Here is a 16,143-nt window from a genome sequence, read left to right as displayed (position 1 = left end):
CTATCAGCTCCGGATGAGTTGGCGGGCCAGTTCCACCGCCCCGTGGACTGGGGTTTGAGTGAGGATCCGGATCGACGACGGATCTTCCAAGGACACCTTTCGGGCAACTGACCCGGCAAGTTGGGTGTGGTTCACCAACAAGCTGCCTGCCATAACCAGCGGCAGGTCCAAGCCAAGCTCTCCCAATACCTGTCGGGCCAGCGTGGCCAGATGGTGGGCTGCCTCTGCCTGGATCCGCAAGGCAGCAGGATCGCCTTCAGTTGCCAGTTCAAGGACCAGCGGGGCGAGCACCGCCCAGTGGTCCGGCTCAGGCTTCGCATAGAAGGAGTCCATGAGTTGCAACGCATCCACGCTGGCCGTCGCAGCCATGAGCGCGCGGACAAGAGTGCCGGGTTCCAGCCCCGCATAATACTCCCGCAGCGCCTCGCGGACGGCGTCACGGACCACTGAGTAGCCGCCGCCTTCATCGCCCAGCAGGTAGCCATATCCACCGCTGCGTGCTTCGCGTCCGTCATGGTTACGGCCCCACGCCACCGATCCGGTGCCTGCAACCAGGACGGCTCCGGCGTCGAGTCCGGCCGCTGCGAGCACGATCCGCGTGTCATGGACCACCTCGATCCGGGCGCCAGGGAAATGCTCCGTGAGCAGGGCGGACAGAACTGCCCGGCTTGCCGGGGTGTCCGCGCCGGCTGCTCCTGCGCACACGGCCTCGATTCCGCCGCCGACGCTTGCGGCAATCCTGCGCAGTACGGCATCGGCGCCCTGATGGCCCACCGAGGAAAGGTTGGCACTCGCTTCAGTAATCTCGACGCCGTTTTTGGCATCGGCCCCGCCGGGCTCTTGGCTCGGGAGTGTGTCGCCGGAGCGGACGGCATGTGTCTTGGAACCGCCGATGTGCAGGCCCAGAACTGCGGGCGTCACTGTATGGCCGCCGCTTCATCGGCTTTGGCTGAAGGAACGGCAGGGGTGCCGGCCTCAACGTGGGGCCATTTACCGCCGTTTTCCCAGAACTGCTGTATTTCCTCCAACTGACGTCCCTTCGTTTCGGGTGCGAACTTTCGGACAAACATAAACCCGAGGATAGCCAGTACACCGAACACTGCGAAGGTTCCTGCTCCTCCGAGTCGCTGCAGCATCGTCAGGAAGAACGCGGCAACCAGTACGTTGGCCACCAAGTCCGAGGTCAGCATGGCGCTCGCTCCGAGGGAACGCAGCCGCGAAGGAAAGCTCTCGCCGGCGTAGACCCAAACCAGGGCGCCGAAGCCGAAAGTGAAACCCACGGTGAAAAGAAGGACGCCGAGGAAGCCCAGCACAGTGAGCAGGCCGCCGAAGTTCTGTCCTGCCATGAAGACACCTACCAAGAGGATATTGGCCACCACCATCATGCCGATGCCCGTCAGGAGCACCGGGCGGCGCCCCAACCGGTCCACCAGGGACAGGGACACGAAGACAGCAAACAAAGCAGCAACCTGAACTGCTGCGGGGAGGAGCAGCAGAGCAGCATTGCCGCTGAAGCCCATGGCCTCGAAGATGCGGGGACTGTAGTAGACCACCGCGTTGATCCCTGTTATCTGGATGAAGAAGCCCAAGCCCACCACAAACACTGTTGCCCTCAGGTAGGGCGTACGAAGCATTTCGCGAAGGCCACCCCCGCGTTCTTCACTGATGGCCCGCTGCATCTCAGCGAGTTCGGCCTCGACGTCCGTGTCCGGCTCGATGGCGGAGAGCGTCCTCCTGGCATCCGCAGTCCGTCCGCGCATCATGTACCACCGCGCGGTATCCGGGAGTTTGATGACGATGGCCAGGACAATGACTGCCGGGACGGCGGCCAAACCCAGCATCCAACGCCAGGAGCCGGTGCCGGCCAAGGCATAGGCGGCCACATAGCCCACAATAATTCCGATGACAGTTGCCACTTGATAAGCAACCAGGAGGGCGCCGCGAACTTTGGCCGGCGCAGACTCGGCGACGAAAACCGGGACGACCACCACGGACACCCCGATGGTCAGGCCCAGGAGGAGCCGTGCGATCAGCAGGGTGGGAACATCGTTCGACATTGCGCTGAGCACGGCGAAAAGCGCGTAACCCACGGCGAGGCCCACCATGCAGGCTTTGCGGCCAAGACGGTTGGAGAGCCAACCGCCCACCAGCGCACCGAGGACTTCTCCTGCAACGACGGCGGTGGTCACCAGTTCCTGCTGGGAAGTGGTGAGGTTGAACTGCTTGGTGATGAACAGGAGCGCACCGGCAATATTCGACATGTCGTAGCCGTAAATCACTCCGACGGTTGCGGCAGCGCCGCCCACCAGGAGCCCGAGCCGGGGTGTTTGCCGTAGGTCGTGCAGGATCGACATCTTTGTCCTTGAATCTGTGGAAAAGTAGGGTCTTGCCGGATTGGTTCCGGAATTGGTTTAGACCAACCTGCTCAAGATTGGCATAGACCAATAGTGTTGTCTACAAGTAGGATGTCCAATATGTCCACAGACGTCGGGGCGGCAACGCCCAAGTACTACCTCCTCAAGATCGAAGTACTTGGCCTTATCGCCGGTCTCCAGCCCGGTACGCTCATCCCCACGGAGCGTGCGCTCGCCGAGAAATACGCGACGTCACGCACCACCGTCAGGCAAGCAATCAGTGAGCTCGTGGCAGAGGGGAAATTGGGCCGCATCCAGGGGCACGGCACGTTCGTCGCGCCCCCCAAAGTGACGCACGTCAGGCAGTTGACGTCCTTCTCCGATGATGCCCGCAATCAAGGTTTGCGTCCGGATTCCAGGGTGCTGGCCCTCGACATCGTGAAGTCCGACACCGACGTCGCAGCCCACCTGGGTCTTGACCAAGGCGATCCGGTGACCCGGCTTGAGCGCATCCGCTTGATTGACGGGGAACCGCTGGCGCACGAGATCGCCCGGCTGCCCGGCAAGCTTCCGAGATTCAAGTCGAACCTCGCCAAGGCGGGCTCGCTGTACGCCGTATTGGCAGATGTCTACGGGATCCATATCGCCGACGTCGAGGACACCGTGGAGACCGCGCTCGCTGGTCCGGCCGATGTCAGGCTGTTGGGAATCGAGATGGGGGCGCCCTTGCTGGTGGTCCATCGCCTGGCACGCGACGCCGCTGGAGCCCCGGTGGAGTGGACCCGCAGCGCGTTTCGCGGGGACAGGTTCCGGTTCGTATCCCGCGTGAAGTCCGGAGCCTGATGTGGCCAACTCGTCCTCGGGGGAGTCGGTTATCCGGCGCGTAGTCCGGTTGGTCGGTGCGTTCGATGACGCGCACCGCACCATGAGCGTCGCCACCTTGGCCAGGCGTTCAGGGCTCCCCGTCACGACGACGTACCGCCTGGTGGACGAACTCCTCGCCGAAGGGTTGCTGGAGCGGGAAGCAAGCGCCGAGGTTCGGATCGGCACGCGGCTGTGGGAATTGGTGTCCAGGAGCTCACGGATGGTTGGCCTCCGTGAAGCGGCCCTGCCCTTCATGGAGGACGTGCAATCGGTAGTCCAGCACTCCACCACTTTGGGGATCCTGGACTCCGACGAAGTTCTCTACATCGAACGGATCGGCTCGCGGGATTCCATGGTGGACATCACCAAGGTTGCCGGCCGCCTGCCGGTTCACGGAACCTCCTCCGGCTTGGTGCTGCTGGCCTATTCTCCGCCTGCCTACCAGGACCTGTTCCTGGGACGAACGCTGGAAAAATTCACCGAAGCCACGCTCACCAATCCTGCTGAACTCCGCCGCCATCTGGCCGGCATCCGGCAACGCGGATTCGCCTCCATGCCCGGGATCATCGTCCCCGAATCGAGCGGCATCGCAGTCCCCGTCTTCGGGCGCGCTAATACAGTGGTAGCCGCCCTGAGCGTCGTGGTCCCAAGGAATGAAGAAAACGCCGCTACCCGGGTGCCGGTCCTGATGACGGCAGCCCGCGGCATTTCCCGGGCACTCGGATGGCGGGGAGAGCTCAAAGGCGCCCTCCGCCAAAGCAATGGAAGCATCTGATTCCCGTTCATCGGTAACGCTGTGGTTCCACTCACACGCTCGCTGGCAGAGTGGAACCCAGCAGGGCATTTCGCCCGGTAACCACACACAAACGGCCCCCTTGGGCTCCGTTCCGTGCTGCCCTGCGTCTTAACCAGGTTTCAGCAGCCGCAATGCCGCGGCAGGAGGAGTTGGTCATGGAGACCGCAACGCAGGCACATCAGGAAGCCAAAGCCCGACGGGTCGCCGGCAAGGTGGCCGTCATTACCGGGGGCAGGGGAGACCTTGGGAGCGCAACGGCCCGCTTGCTGGCCGATCACGGGGCCACCGTTGCCAGCCTGGACCGGGCCGGAACGCCCGCCACGGCCAGCCACCCCGGCATTACCGAGTACGACGTCGATGTCACCGATGAAGCCAGCGTTGCCGAAACAGTCCGGCTGCTCAGCGCAGAACTCGGTAGGCCGGATGTCCTGGTCAATGCCGCAGGCATCATTGGGCCTGCCGGGGCCAGCCACACAGCCACGGTGGAGGACTTCGACGTTATTTTTGACGTCAACGTCAAAGGTGTCTGGCTCCTGACCAAGTACGTCGTTCCGTCCATGATCGAGAAGAAATCAGGCAGCATCATCAACTTTTCCTCCATCCATGGACTGACCGGCGGGCGAAACGTGCCGCTGTACCACGCCACCAAAGGAGCCGTCCGTCTCCTCAGCAAGTCCGACGCCGCAGCTTATGGCGCCCACGGCGTAAGGGTGAACTCCATCCACCCTGGCTCCATGAATACCCGGATGAGCAGGCGCTCGGCAGAACAGTCGGACATCGGCGCGGAGGCGTACTACAAGCAGTTGGTCGGTGGAAACCCGCTTCCCCGGCAGGGTGAACCGGACGAGATCGCCTATGGCGTTCTCTACCTCGCTTCCGATGAGTCCCGGTTCACCACTGGTTCCGAGCTCGTCATCGACGGCGGCTACACCGCGGTCTGAGACACCCAACCACGCCAAACGAGAGGTACCACCATGAAATTCCTGAACTGCACACCCTCCGATACCTATGACGTCGTCGTCGTTGGTTCCGGCGCGGGCGCCCTGACCGCAGCGGCGACGGCCGCACGTGCCGGTAAGTCCGTCGTCGTACTTGAAAAGACCGAACTGCTTGGCGGTACTTCCGCCGTTTCTGGCGGCATGCTGTGGGTGGCGGACAACCATCACGCCCGCGAAGCGGGGTTGAGCGACTCAAAGGAGGCCGCCGCACAGTACATCCGGGCCGTGGCCCGGGGCCGCAGTCGTGAAGAACTGCTTGACGCGGCGTTGGAACACGGGGACACCATGCTCCGTTTCACGGAAGACGAATGCGGGGTCCGTTTCATTTTCCTCGACAACTTCCCGGACTATCGCCAGGATCTGCCGGGATCCGTGGAGGGCGGCCGGACAGTTGAGCCTGAGCTGTACAACATCCGCGAAGCGCTCGGCGAACTTGCGGTCCATGTGCGCTCTGACGGCCGGGCTCCGTTCACCATGCAGGAATACGAAACCTGGGGTGCTTTCACCAAGTTTCCCTGGGCGGAGTTGGGCCAACGGCAGGATGAGGGGCTCGTTGCCAAGGGCCAGGCGCTGGTTTCGATGTTGTTGGCGAGCCTGGTCCGTGATGATGCAGCGCTGGTGGTTGGCGCCCGCGGGCATCGGCTAGTGAACGACGGCGGCAAAGTAGTTGGCGTCCAACTCGAGTCGGGCGAGACTTTCCACGCCAACGACGGCGTCGTGCTGGCTACGGGCGGATTTGAATGGGACAAGGCCCTGGCGGATTCACTGTTGGCATCGCGCCTGTACATCATGTGCTCGCCTCCCTCGAATACCGGAGATGGCCTCAAGATGGCACAGCGGGTAGGGGCCCAGACGCGGGGAACCCGGGAAGCCTGGTGGGCGCCGATGTCCATCACGGGCGAGACCAGGGACGGCGCGCCGGTTGGAACGCTGCTTCGCTTCGAACGGCAGGGGCCAGGTTCGCTGATGGTCAACCGCCACGGCCGCCGTTTTGCCAACGAGTCCCAAAACTACAACGACCTGGCGCGCTGCCTTCAGTCGTGGGACTCGCCCAACAACCAGACGTTGAACACCCCGGCACATGTGGTGTTCGATCACAGCTATCTGGAACGGTACGGGGTCCTTGCACATCGGGCGGGCCAGCCGACGCCGGCTTACCTGATACAGGCTCCCACGCTGGGGGAACTTGCCGCCAAGATCGGGGTGCCTGCGGAGAACCTTGCTGCTACTGTGCAGCGGTTCAACCACTACGCAGTCAGAGGCGAGGACCCCGACTTCGGCCGTGGTGAGAGTGCCTACGACAAGTACTGGGGCGACGACGAGTGCCCCTGGCCCAACCCGTCCCTCGGCCCGCTCCAAACTGGCCCGTTCTACGCGATGGAAGTTGTCAACGGAGCCTTCGGCAGCAACGGAGGCGTCGCCACTGACGGTTTGGCAAGGGTGTTGGACGTGGACGGCCAACCCATCCCCGGACTGTTCGCCGCCGGAAACACCACGGAGAACGCCTATGCTGCGGGCTACCCGGGCGCCGGTGCCACGCTGGGCCCGATCATGACCATGGGCTACCTGGCCGGCCGCACCATCTCGGGCCAACCGGCAGAATACACCGCCGCTGACGTCCGGGCAGGAGTTGGAGCATGATCCGCCACGCAGTGCTCTTCAAGTTCAAGGACGACTTCCCCGATGCGGACAAGGCTGCCTGGATAGCGGGGTTGAACCGGATGGACGGCAACATCCCCGGGCTGGTGAAGCTCACCCACGGCGCCGACGTACTCCGCCACGACCGTTCCTTCGATTACGCCATTGTGGCTGACTTCAAATCCGTCGAGGACATCGAGGTCTACAACACGCACGCGCTTCATGAGCCACTCAAGAAGTACTCGTTTCCCAACAGCGAGCAGATCATCGCCGTTGATTTTCCGCTCTAGCTTTCGAGCTGTTCGAACCTGCGCATTCAAAGGAGAATCGCCATGTCAACATCAACCCAGCAGCCTTCAACGTTGCGTAAGACCCCTGGTAAAGCGGCCCTCGCCTCCTTCTTGGGAAGCACGCTTGAGTACTACGACTTCTTTATCTACGGCTCCGCCGCTGCGTTGGTCTTCGGACCACTGTTCTTCCCGTCCGAGGATCCCGCCGTCGGCCTGATCGGCGCTTTCGCCACCTTTGGCGTGGCGTATGTGGCCCGTCCGGTGGGTGGGCTGGTGATGGGCCATTTCGGCGACAAACTCGGCCGGAAGAGGATTCTGTTCATCACTCTGGGCGTTATGGGACTCGCGTCTCTTGGCATCGGCTTCCTTCCCAGTTACAGCCAGATCGGCGTCTGGGCGCCCATCCTGTTGGTGCTTGGCCGCCTGGCACAGGGATTCTCCGCCGGCGCCTCCACGCTGACTTTGGAGCATTCTCCGGAAGGGCGCCGCGGGTTCTTCACCAGCTTCGTCATGACCGGATACGCCTCAGGGATGGTACTCGCCACGCTGGTGTTCATCCCTGTTGCTGCGTTGCCGACCGAAGCCCTCATGAGCTGGGGTTGGCGCATCCCGTTCTGGTTGTCAATTGTTGTCCTGGCCATCGCTTACTGGGTGAGGACGCACTTGGACGAGACACCCGTGTTCGAGGCAGCCAAAGACCGACAGGCGGTTGCACCCATGCCGCTCCGGGAAGTCCTGCGCTTCCAATCCGCAGACGTCGTCCGCGTAGTTGGGATGTCCATCATGTCGGTCATGCAGACCATCTTCACGGTATTCGGCCTCTCCTATGCAACCGGCGCTGCAGGGTTCGACAAGGCGTCGATCCTTACGGTCAATGCCGTAGCAATCGGATTATCGATGTTCGTGATGCCCTTGACCGCCAAGCTCTCGGACCGGGTGGGCCGCAGGCCGCTCCTCTTGACGGCAGCCATCGGGTGCTCGGTCACGATCTTCGCCTACTTCGGGGCGTTGTCCACCGGCAACATCCTTCTGGTCTTCGCAGCGGCTTTTGTCAACATGACCCTGCTCTACTCCTGCTTCAACGGGATCTGGCCCGCTTATTTCGCAGAACTCTTTGCCGCCCCGGTTCGGTATTCCGGCATGGCCTTAGGCAACCAGCTGGGTTTGGTAGTGGCGGGATTCGCGCCCCTGATCGCGGGCCTGATCCTCGGCAAAGGACACGACGGCTGGCTCCCGGTGGCTGGCTTCGCGGTCCTGTGCATGACTATCGCCGGTGTTGCTGCCTTCTTCTCACGGGAGACGGCCAAGACGCCTATCGAAGATCTCGGCGAGCCGTACTGGCGGGGAGTCTCAACCAGAAACCGGACCTAGCAGTCAGGACACCGCAGCGCCGGCAGTTTCCAGCAATGTGTTGCGCACGAACTGTGCGCTGGGTTCGGCGTAGCTGGCAACAATCCGGCTGAACAAAGCCGCACCATCGGCCCCGGGCCAGTCCGCAGGCAGGAATGCCGCCGGCAACCCGGGGTCGAGGTAGGGAATGATCCGCCAACGGTCAATGCACTGGACATACGTGGAAAAGGCGTCAGGGGAAGGCTCCACCACGTCGCCGGCATTCACTGGACTGTCCGGTCCGTGATCGCTGCCCGAACCGTGCTCACGGATAAAATCCTTGTGCAATTCGGCCACTGCATCCAGGTCCCACCACTTGGACGCAGCATCCCGGAGGCTGCCACCCACCAGCGGGGTTTCCGTCACGAAGATGGTGGCCATGGCCCGCAGCTCAAGGTCGGCAAGAATTTCCTCTACTTCCACACGCAGCGAGTCAGGACAGATCCACAGGCCGGCGGCCACGGTTCCGCAACCGATCCAGTGGAGCCTGCGCCGAAGCTGGTGCCGCTTCTCGCGCTCCGTCTCCGGAATGGAGAAAGAGATCAAGCACCAAGGATCCGACCCTGACATGCTGCGAGGGTTGTAGATCCGGCGGTCGCCGCGGGCCAACATGGTTGCAGCGCCCTCGGTAAGCGTGAACCCGGCGACACCATCGCGGGCCTCCTGCAACACCACATCTTTCTTTCGCAGCCGGCCCAGGGCCGTCCGGGTTACTGTTCCGGACGTACCCAACGCTTCCATGAGCGTGACTATGTCCTTGGCGGACATCCACCCCCCGGCATCACGCAGATACAGGCCAATGACAGTGCGGAGCAGCGAGGTTGTACTCCCGGGGCGGGAGTCCATGTCATCAAGGACGGCGCTCATTTCCGGCTCACAGCAATTCCGAGAGGGCATCGCGGATGGCTGCGACTCCCAGCTCAACCTCGGCGTAGCTGGTGCTCAAAGGTGACAGGCCGATGCGCAGGCCGTGAGGGGGCCGGAAATCGGGGATGACGCCCTTCTCCCACAGCTTGGCGGTGACATCCGCGAAGTGCGGATGGTCAACGGTGATGTGGGAGCCACGCTCGGCGGGATCCCTGGGACTCACGATTTCCGCACCAAGCGGCACCAAGTACTCTTCGGAAAGCGCGATTGCGTACTCGGTCAGCTTGATCGACTTCCCACGGACGGCGTCCATGCCCACGGAGGCGATCAGTTCCACCATGTCCTTGAGGGGCTGCATGGCCAGCACCGGAGGTGTTCCGGTGATGAACCGGCGCATACCCTGCGCCGGCTGGTACGAGTCCGTCATTCCAAACGGGTTGTCTGCACCCATCCAACCCCAGATGGGTTGCTGTAAACGGTCTTGCTGCGAAGCGTTGACATAGGCGAAAGCGGGTGAGCCCGGCCCGCCGTTGAGGTACTTGTAGGTGCAGCCGACGGCGAGGTCCACGCCCCACGCGTCCAGTTCCAGGGGCACGGAGCCAACGGAATGGCACAGGTCCCACAGCATCAGGGCACCGGCTTGGTGCACCTTCGCGGTGATCCCCTTGGCATCTGCCAGGAAACCGGAGCGGTAGGCAACATGACTGAGGACCACGATGGCGGTCCGCTCGCCCAGCAGTCCTTCCAGGTCTTCCGCCCGGACACCGCTGGCAGGGTTGGCGGCTATCCACTTGATGGTCGCACCCCTCTCCTTGGCGATGCCTTCGATGATGAACCGGTCGGTGGGGAAGTTATCGCGGTCGATGATGATTTCATCCCGGCCGGGCTGGGCGTCCACTGCCGCGCGGATCATCTTGTACAGCATGACGGACGTCGAATCGCCAACAGTGGTCTGTCCCGGGGCGGCCCCAAGTGTTACTTCGCCGATGCGGTCACCCACAGCAGTGGGCTCGTCCATCCATTGCTCATCCCAACCACGGATGAGGCGGCTGCCCCAGGCCTCGTGGACGAAGGAGGCGAGGTTTCCTGCCGTAACCTTCAGCGGACGCCCCAGCGAGTTGCCGTCCAAATAGGAGGTGAGCTGATCGGCGTCGGGCGTGTAGAAGGCGTCACGCTGTGCGGCGAGGGGATCGGCAGCATCCAGTTCGGCCGACGTTGGCCGTTGGGTTTGCTGTGCTGTGGTCATGGTTCCTCCTACGGAAGTGTTGGGCCGGCGATGGTCCGGATGGTTGCTTAGTTGCCGATTTCGGTGCGTACGGCGTAGAGCTCGGGGAAGAAGGTCAGGTCCAGTGCCCGCTTGAGGAAGTCAACGCCGGAGGATCCGCCGGTGCCCACCTTGAAACCGATGGTTCGCTGGACCGTCCGGAGGTGGCGGAAGCGCCAGGCCTGGAAGTTGTCTTCAATGTCCACCAGGTCTTCGCAGGCTTCATAGAGGCCCCACGGGGTGTCATCCGATTCGTAGATCTTTTGGAAAATGGGGACGAGGTCTTTGCGGAAGGTCCAAGGTTCGCTGGTGTCCCGCTCGAGGATGTCAGCGGGGATGTCATAACCGGCGCGTGCCAGGACCCTTAGGAAAGCGTCGTAGAGTGTGTGCTCTTCCAGCAGGGTGCTGAGCAGCTCGTGGGCTTCGGGTTCGCTTTCGAAGACGCGCAGCATCCCACGGTTCTTGTTGCCCAGCAGGAATTCAACACCGCGGTACTGATACGACTGGAACCCGGATGAGCTCCCCAGGAAACCACGGAACTGGGCGTATTCACGGGGAGTGAGGGTACCGAGGACGGACCACTGCTCGGTCATGGTGCGCTGGATGGCCTTCACCCGGGCGATGCACTTCAGGGCCTTGCCGAGGTTGTCAGCGTCGAAAAGCCTCCGGGCTTCCAGCAGTTCATGCAGGACCAGTTTCAGCCAAAGCTCGCTGGTCTGGTGCTGGATGATGAACAGCAGTTCGTCGTGGTGCTCAGGCTTGCTGAGGGGGTGCTGGGAGCTGAGCAGGCGGTCAAGGTCCAGGTACCCGCCATAAGACATCGCGTGCCGGAAATCAGTTCGGACGGTGTCCTCGATATCGCGGACGCTCTGGGCGGAATGGACTGTGGGCTTTTCCATGGTTTGAGATTATCACTTCCATGACGAACGTCAAGAGTTTGATTTCTTCTGATCACGCTGGTCCCGTCCCGTAGGCTGAAGTTCAATCGTTGGGGAGGGGGAGTGAACGTGGGTTTCGAGGAAAACGCCGTTGTGCCGGTGTCGATTTATTTGGACGTCGACGGCGTCGTGAACCCGTTCAGCCCCATGGGTACCACTGATTGGGGTGGCGAATGGACCATCGCCGACGCCGGCATCCTTGAGGTCGCCTTCGCACCCGAACTGGTGGCCGAGCTTAATGACCTTGCCGAACATCCGGCCGCGCGTTTCGTCTGGCTGACTACATGGGAGCGCCTCGCTCCGGAGTTTCTCTGCCCAGCCATAGGGCTCAGGGGACAGGACTGGCCGGTCTTGTCCAGCCAAGGCTGGGACCAGGCCTCCGAATGGTGGAAGCTCGTGGCCCTCCAGAAGGATCTTGCTGCAACGGGCAGCGAGCGGATCATTTGGCTGGACGACCAGCTCAGCCAGGAATCCGAGGCCCGGTCCTGGGCTGAATACCAGCACGATCGTGTGCTTTGCATCTCACCTGATCCCCGCAAGGGACTGTCCCGTCGCGACCTTGCGGCCGTAAGGGCCTACCTGGGGTGAATGGCAGCTCCGGTACGTTTGTCCGCTCACCGTAAGGCACGTAGGATTCTTAAGGTTTCAAGCCCGCCAGAGTGAATCCCGCAAGCCGAGTCAGTTGAACAATTGCTGAACTATGCTGTGGATGGCAGGTATGGGGAAGTGAAACTGCTGAACGTCGACGACTCTGCAGATTGGGCAACAGGTGGATATCACCTTCATGGTCGCGCTGGTAATAGCGTTGGCCCTATTCTTTGACTTCACCAACGGTTTTCACGACACTGCCAATGCGATGGCCACGCCCATCGCTACGGGGGCGATCAAGCCCAAGACGGCTGTAGCCCTGGCAGCCGTGCTCAACCTCGTCGGCGCCTTCCTTTCCACGGAAGTGGCCAAGACCATTTCCGGCGGGCTGATCCGGGAAGGCTCGGACGGCATCCACATCACTCCGGACATCATTTTTGCCGGACTCATGGGGGCAGTGCTCTGGAACATGGTCACGTGGCTCAAGGGCCTGCCGTCAAGTTCCTCGCACGCATTGTTCGGCGGCCTGATCGGCGCAGCGGTGGTGGGCATCGGATTCCATTCCATCAATTTTGAAACCGTGCTGCAGAAAGTCATCCTGCCAGCAATTTTCGCGCCCCTCATCGCCGGCCTTGTGGCGTACCTCTGCACCCGCCTCGCCTATGCGCTTACCTCACGGCATGATCCGGAGACCGGCGACAAGCTCACCCAGAAACGTGGCGGATTCCGTACCGGACAGATTTTCACGTCCAGCCTGGTTGCCCTGGCGCACGGCACGAATGATGCCCAGAAGACCATGGGCATCATCACTCTTGTCCTTATTGCGGCCGGTACCCAGGCTCCTGGCAGCGGCCCGCAGTTCTGGGTTATCGCGGCCTGTGCGTTCGCCATCGCCATCGGTACCTATGCAGGCGGCTGGCGCATCATCCGAACCATGGGATCGGGCCTGACCGAAGTGAAGCCTGCCCAGGGATTCTCCGCAGAAACCAGCACCGCGTCAGCTATTTTGGCTTCTTCGCACCTGGGCTTCGCCCTCTCCACAACGCAGGTCGCCTCGGGCTCGGTCATCGGCTCCGGCCTGGGCCGCAAAGGAACTTCAGTTCGCTGGGGCACTGCAGGCAAGATTGCCCTGGGGTGGCTCTTTACCCTCCCGGCCTCGGCCATTGTTGGTGCGTTGACGGCCCTGCTGGTGGGCACCGGCGTGGTGGGCGTCATCATTGCCGCCGTGGCTGGTACAGCGGCGGTCCTGTTCATGTTCGTTGTCTCGCGGAGGTCGCATGTTGGCCACCACAACGCCGTCGAGGTGGAGGAAGCCGGGCACGCTGTCCGTTTCCGGAAGAAAAAGAAGTCTCGAAAGACCACGCCGAGTAAGGATGTGCAGCGATGAAATGGTTGGAATTGCTGCAGGTAGCTGGAGTAACCCTCTTCTCCGCGGTGACACTTGTGGTCCTGTATTCGCTGGGTGTGCGTCTCACGGCCATCGCCGGTGACGCACAGCAGAAGTCGCCGGGACTCATGCGTTCACTTGCCTACGCGTGCTTCGCTGTCTGTGGCGCGGCTGTGCTCTTCGGCATCTACCTCATCGTTCCGTACTTCGGAAAGTAGCCGGCTCTCTGGCAGTCACGCCCATTCGGGAGAATAATCAGCAGTGTGGTTATACACGTAACTGCGTGGTTGTGATCCGGCAGATGTGGGGCTGTCATGAAATGCCAATCCCGTTTCCATCCCATCGGACTGGCACTTGTTCCGGTCATGGTGCTTGGGCTCTCTGCCTGCCTTCCTCCCTCCTCTGACGGCGCACCGTCGGATCCTGGATCCACGTCCTCCGCATCCGGTACATCGGCGCAACCCATGCCTTCCGCCGTCGTTCCTACTGCCAATCAACCCGTTGGTCCGGCGGGTCCTGGCGCACCCCAGGCGGAAGGGCCCGTAGTTCGGTGGGTCCCCATCGGACCGGTCGGACCCAATGACCCGACGTCCGGCCAGCGTTACCTCCTCCTCCAGCAATTCCAATGCGATGCCTTGGCCCAGAGCGTGGAAGGCGCCGATGACGCGGCCGTCTGGCTGGCGGGCGCAGCCGTCTGCAGGGCGCTGCAAAGTGGAAGCCAGCAAGACTGGCAACGGGCGTCCATCGCGGTCGCCGCCACGCCAAGGATTTCACAAACACAATGCCTCGAGTTCAGGGTGGCAGCCACGTCCGCCACGCTCCTTGCGCAGCACCGAAGCAATCCGGGTGCGGTCTTCACAGTGGAACCTGGCCAAGGTGAAGCGTGCCCGCGGCAGCTGGTTGGTCTGACGGTGGTTGACAGTGAGCTCAGGCCCATTCCGGGAACGGCACGGGCCTCAGGGCCCGGTTCGGGCGGCACTATTGTTCGCTTGGACGGGTACTACGTGCGTGTGGGTGACGTGCTCTTCGACGGCGTTGCGGTGGACGCTGAATTTGTCGGCACCAGGGACGACTACCAGCCGGTGTATCTACGGATGCCTCCGTCCGGTGGCCGGGACTCGATCCGGATCTCCATCACGGACACAGTGGATATCGCCGGAACAGGGACCTTCTTCTATGACGACCCGGGTGGTTCCACAAGCGCGCCCGTACCTACGGAGAGTTCCAGCCCAGCCCCGTCCTCCGAGGCACCCTCCAGTCCGCCCGCAACGCTACCCCCTGGTGAAGCAACCCCGACGGCCGCCCCGTGAGCACGGTGCAGGAACCCGAAGAGCGCAGCATCATCAACACCCGTTGGCAAAGGACCCTTGAGGTCCTCTCCGTCATCGGTCCGCCGTTGACTGTAGCCACGGCATTGTTGGTCTACTTCGGTTGGGCACGTACGGATGCGCAGGCCAAAGCAATGGGCTTGGATGTCAGCCTGTTCGGCTACACGGTTCAGGACTTTATCCTGAGGAGCATCCAATCGCTGTTCCAGCCGTTGGCCTGGCTGGTGGTCATTGGTTTGCTTTGGCTCATGCTGGATCGGGCAGTATCCCGTCTCCTTGAGGCGGGCCGGCACAGGAAGCCTGTCCGTCTGACCGCCACCATCGTGATGTTTCTCGGCTTCGCCTACGCGGCAGTGATGTGGCTGGCGATCTCTGCGCGTCCTGGGCAAATCGTGCTCTACGCTCCGTTCCTGATCGCTGGAGGCCTGGTTGTCGGGGCGTGGGGACTGAGTGTGCGTCGCCGCGCTGTAGAGCCCTCGGGGCGGGCCCTGAGGATCACGCCCAGGGCCCTGGAGCGGTCCCTGGTCTTCGTACTCGTCACGCTGTTGCTCTTTTGGGGCACGTCCGATTACGCCCAGGCCCTGGGGCGGGGCGCAGCACTCGATTACCAGGAACGCTCAAGCTTGCTGCCCACCGCTGTCGTCTACAGCAAGGAGCGGCTGGCGGTCACGGCACCCAATGTCCGGGAAGAGTCGGCGGGTTCGGAGGCGGCGCCGCTGTATCGGTACACGGGGTTGCGCCTGCTGGTAGTCAGTGGGGGACGGATTTTCCTTCTGAACGACGGGTGGTCCCTGGCGCGGGGCCGCGTTGTGGTCCTGCCGGACGACGGCAGTGTCCGCGTGGAGTATGGGAACCCCGCCGCGGACTGACTAGTCTGGCCACATGTCGACCTTCCAGTACTACGTAGCATCCACCATCGACGGCTTCATAGCCTCCCCGGAAGACGACCTCGGTTGGCTCCTGCAGTTCGACCGGGTTGAGGGCGTGAACGAAAGCATCGAGTCCTTCATGGCGGGCGTCGGTTGCATCGCCATGGGTGGCGACACCTACCGCTGGCTCATGGAGCATGAACCGGGCAAGTGGCCTTACCCAGACACGCCTTGCTGGGTCTTCACCCACCATGAGTACTCCGCCCCGGCGGGCTCGGACATCACCTTCGTCCGCGGTGACGTGCGCGAGTTCGCGCCGGACCTGCTCAAGGACGCGGGCGGGAAGAATGTGTGGCTGGTGGGCGGAGGCGACCTTGTGGCGCAATTCGCCAATGCCGGCTTGCTCCAGGAGATGATTGTCACCATCATCCCAGTGGTGTTGGGCGCAGGAAAGCGGCTCTTGCCTCTTGACGGCCCGACGGCGCCCCTGGAGTTGGTCTCGCACAAGATCCTTGGCGGGGCCGCGGCCGAGTTGCACTACCGGTTGCCGCAGCGCCCGGTTTAGGCGCCCCG

General features: G+C 62.6%; 17 protein-coding genes. 12 read left to right on the top strand and 5 right to left on the bottom strand.

Going from position 1 to position 16,143, the window contains the following annotated elements:
• Window positions 1-3: 3 nt before the first annotated feature.
• Both GVL04_RS03960 and GVL04_RS03955 read right to left on the bottom strand, forming a co-directional pair.
• Window positions 4-921, bottom strand: a complete 918-nt coding sequence (locus GVL04_RS03960; protein ID WP_159699874.1) for an N-acetylglucosamine kinase — start codon at window positions 919-921, stop codon at window positions 4-6.
• The gene (locus GVL04_RS03955) at window positions 918-2,354 is read right to left on the bottom strand and encodes a sugar porter family MFS transporter (protein WP_159699871.1); all 1,437 of its coding nucleotides are present in this window, start codon (window positions 2,352-2,354) and stop codon (window positions 918-920) included. Before GVL04_RS03955 ends, GVL04_RS03960 begins: the two co-directional genes overlap by 4 nt.
• A gap of 111 nt (window positions 2,355-2,465) precedes the next feature.
• Between GVL04_RS03955 and GVL04_RS03950 the strand changes: the two genes are divergently transcribed.
• From GVL04_RS03950 to GVL04_RS03925, 6 genes are all read left to right on the top strand, one after another.
• On the top strand, window positions 2,466-3,197 hold the full coding sequence (locus tag GVL04_RS03950) for a GntR family transcriptional regulator (RefSeq protein WP_159699868.1): 732 nt from the start codon (window positions 2,466-2,468) through the stop codon (window positions 3,195-3,197).
• A gap of 1 nt (window position 3,198) precedes the next feature.
• Complete coding sequence (locus tag GVL04_RS03945; RefSeq protein ID WP_159699865.1) at window positions 3,199-3,993, top strand: IclR family transcriptional regulator; 795 nt, start codon at window positions 3,199-3,201, stop codon at window positions 3,991-3,993.
• 176 nt (window positions 3,994-4,169) lie between these two features.
• Entirely contained in the window at window positions 4,170-4,955 is a 786-nt protein-coding gene (locus GVL04_RS03940; protein WP_159699862.1) for an SDR family NAD(P)-dependent oxidoreductase, read from the top strand.
• Between the two features lie 33 nt (window positions 4,956-4,988).
• Window positions 4,989-6,653 (top strand): FAD-dependent oxidoreductase, encoded by a 1,665-nt coding sequence (locus GVL04_RS03935; protein ID WP_159699859.1) that lies wholly within the window; start codon window positions 4,989-4,991, stop codon window positions 6,651-6,653.
• Window positions 6,650-6,940 (top strand): Dabb family protein, encoded by a 291-nt coding sequence (locus GVL04_RS03930; protein ID WP_159699856.1) that lies wholly within the window; start codon window positions 6,650-6,652, stop codon window positions 6,938-6,940. The genes GVL04_RS03935 and GVL04_RS03930 overlap by 4 nt, the downstream gene beginning before the upstream one ends.
• A gap of 42 nt (window positions 6,941-6,982) precedes the next feature.
• Window positions 6,983-8,311, top strand: coding sequence for an MFS transporter (locus GVL04_RS03925; protein WP_159699853.1), 1,329 nt, complete (start codon window positions 6,983-6,985; stop codon window positions 8,309-8,311).
• Window positions 8,312-8,314: 3 nt separating this feature from the next.
• Here the strand turns inward: GVL04_RS03925 and GVL04_RS03920 are convergent, their stop codons facing one another.
• Genes GVL04_RS03920 through kynA form a run of 3 tightly spaced genes read right to left on the bottom strand, consistent with a single transcriptional unit; the run spans window position 8,315 to window position 11,359 of the window.
• Window positions 8,315-9,196 (bottom strand): PaaX family transcriptional regulator C-terminal domain-containing protein, encoded by an 882-nt coding sequence (locus GVL04_RS03920; RefSeq protein ID WP_159699850.1) that lies wholly within the window; start codon window positions 9,194-9,196, stop codon window positions 8,315-8,317.
• A 7-nt stretch (window positions 9,197-9,203) separates the two neighbouring features.
• Window positions 9,204-10,442 (bottom strand): kynureninase, encoded by a 1,239-nt coding sequence (gene kynU / locus GVL04_RS03915; RefSeq protein WP_159699847.1) that lies wholly within the window; start codon window positions 10,440-10,442, stop codon window positions 9,204-9,206.
• A 47-nt stretch (window positions 10,443-10,489) separates the two neighbouring features.
• Window positions 10,490-11,359 (bottom strand): tryptophan 2,3-dioxygenase, encoded by an 870-nt coding sequence (gene kynA / locus GVL04_RS03910; RefSeq protein WP_159699844.1) that lies wholly within the window; start codon window positions 11,357-11,359, stop codon window positions 10,490-10,492.
• 108 nt (window positions 11,360-11,467) lie between these two features.
• Here kynA and GVL04_RS03905 point away from each other — a divergent pair, with 108 nt between their 5' ends.
• The 6 genes from GVL04_RS03905 to GVL04_RS03880 all read left to right on the top strand — a co-directional run bounded on the left by GVL04_RS03905 (window position 11,468) and on the right by GVL04_RS03880 (window position 16,135).
• Window positions 11,468-11,986: an HAD domain-containing protein gene (locus GVL04_RS03905; protein ID WP_159699841.1), complete on the top strand. Its 519-nt coding sequence runs from the start codon at window positions 11,468-11,470 to the stop codon at window positions 11,984-11,986.
• Window positions 11,987-12,167: 181 nt separating this feature from the next.
• Window positions 12,168-13,373, top strand: coding sequence for an inorganic phosphate transporter (locus GVL04_RS03900; RefSeq protein ID WP_159699838.1), 1,206 nt, complete (start codon window positions 12,168-12,170; stop codon window positions 13,371-13,373).
• Complete coding sequence (locus GVL04_RS03895) at window positions 13,370-13,591, top strand: hypothetical protein (protein WP_159699835.1); 222 nt, start codon at window positions 13,370-13,372, stop codon at window positions 13,589-13,591. The genes GVL04_RS03900 and GVL04_RS03895 overlap by 4 nt, the downstream gene beginning before the upstream one ends.
• A gap of 246 nt (window positions 13,592-13,837) precedes the next feature.
• Window positions 13,838-14,683, top strand: coding sequence for a hypothetical protein (locus GVL04_RS03890; protein WP_159699832.1), 846 nt, complete (start codon window positions 13,838-13,840; stop codon window positions 14,681-14,683).
• A complete protein-coding gene (locus GVL04_RS03885; protein WP_235036146.1) occupies window positions 14,680-15,570 on the top strand; it encodes a hypothetical protein in 891 nt (296 codons plus the stop codon). The genes GVL04_RS03890 and GVL04_RS03885 overlap by 4 nt, the downstream gene beginning before the upstream one ends.
• Window positions 15,571-15,583: 13 nt before the next feature.
• Complete coding sequence (locus GVL04_RS03880; RefSeq protein ID WP_159699829.1) at window positions 15,584-16,135, top strand: dihydrofolate reductase family protein; 552 nt, start codon at window positions 15,584-15,586, stop codon at window positions 16,133-16,135.
• The last annotated feature ends 8 nt before the right edge of the window (window positions 16,136-16,143 follow it).

Source organism: Arthrobacter sp. 18067 (genome assembly GCF_902706295.1).
Classification (GTDB): domain Bacteria; phylum Actinomycetota; class Actinomycetes; order Actinomycetales; family Micrococcaceae; genus Arthrobacter.
The sequence above is the reverse complement of the archived record's forward strand: the minus strand, read 5'-3'. Positions and strand labels throughout refer to the sequence as shown.

Bases quoted from the DNA above. Each gene is read 5' to 3' on its own strand.
- GVL04_RS03955 (WP_159699871.1), bottom strand. From the start codon at position 2,354: ATGTCGATCCTGCACGACCTACGGCAAACACCCCGGCTCGGGCTCCTG.
- GVL04_RS03950 (WP_159699868.1), top strand. From the start codon at position 2,466: ATGTCCAATATGTCCACAGACGTCGGGGCGGCAACGCCCAAGTACTAC.
- GVL04_RS03940 (WP_159699862.1), top strand. From the start codon at position 4,170: ATGGAGACCGCAACGCAGGCACATCAGGAAGCCAAAGCCCGACGGGTC.
- GVL04_RS03935 (WP_159699859.1), top strand. From the start codon at position 4,989: ATGAAATTCCTGAACTGCACACCCTCCGATACCTATGACGTCGTCGTC.
- GVL04_RS03930 (WP_159699856.1), top strand. From the start codon at position 6,650: ATGATCCGCCACGCAGTGCTCTTCAAGTTCAAGGACGACTTCCCCGAT.
- GVL04_RS03925 (WP_159699853.1), top strand. From the start codon at position 6,983: ATGTCAACATCAACCCAGCAGCCTTCAACGTTGCGTAAGACCCCTGGT.
- GVL04_RS03920 (WP_159699850.1), bottom strand. From the start codon at position 9,196: ATGAGCGCCGTCCTTGATGACATGGACTCCCGCCCCGGGAGTACAACC.
- kynU (WP_159699847.1), bottom strand. From the start codon at position 10,442: ATGACCACAGCACAGCAAACCCAACGGCCAACGTCGGCCGAACTGGAT.
- kynA (WP_159699844.1), bottom strand. From the start codon at position 11,359: ATGGAAAAGCCCACAGTCCATTCCGCCCAGAGCGTCCGCGATATCGAG.
- GVL04_RS03895 (WP_159699835.1), top strand. From the start codon at position 13,370: ATGAAATGGTTGGAATTGCTGCAGGTAGCTGGAGTAACCCTCTTCTCC.
- GVL04_RS03890 (WP_159699832.1), top strand. From the start codon at position 13,838: ATGCCTTCCGCCGTCGTTCCTACTGCCAATCAACCCGTTGGTCCGGCG.
- GVL04_RS03880 (WP_159699829.1), top strand. From the start codon at position 15,584: ATGTCGACCTTCCAGTACTACGTAGCATCCACCATCGACGGCTTCATA.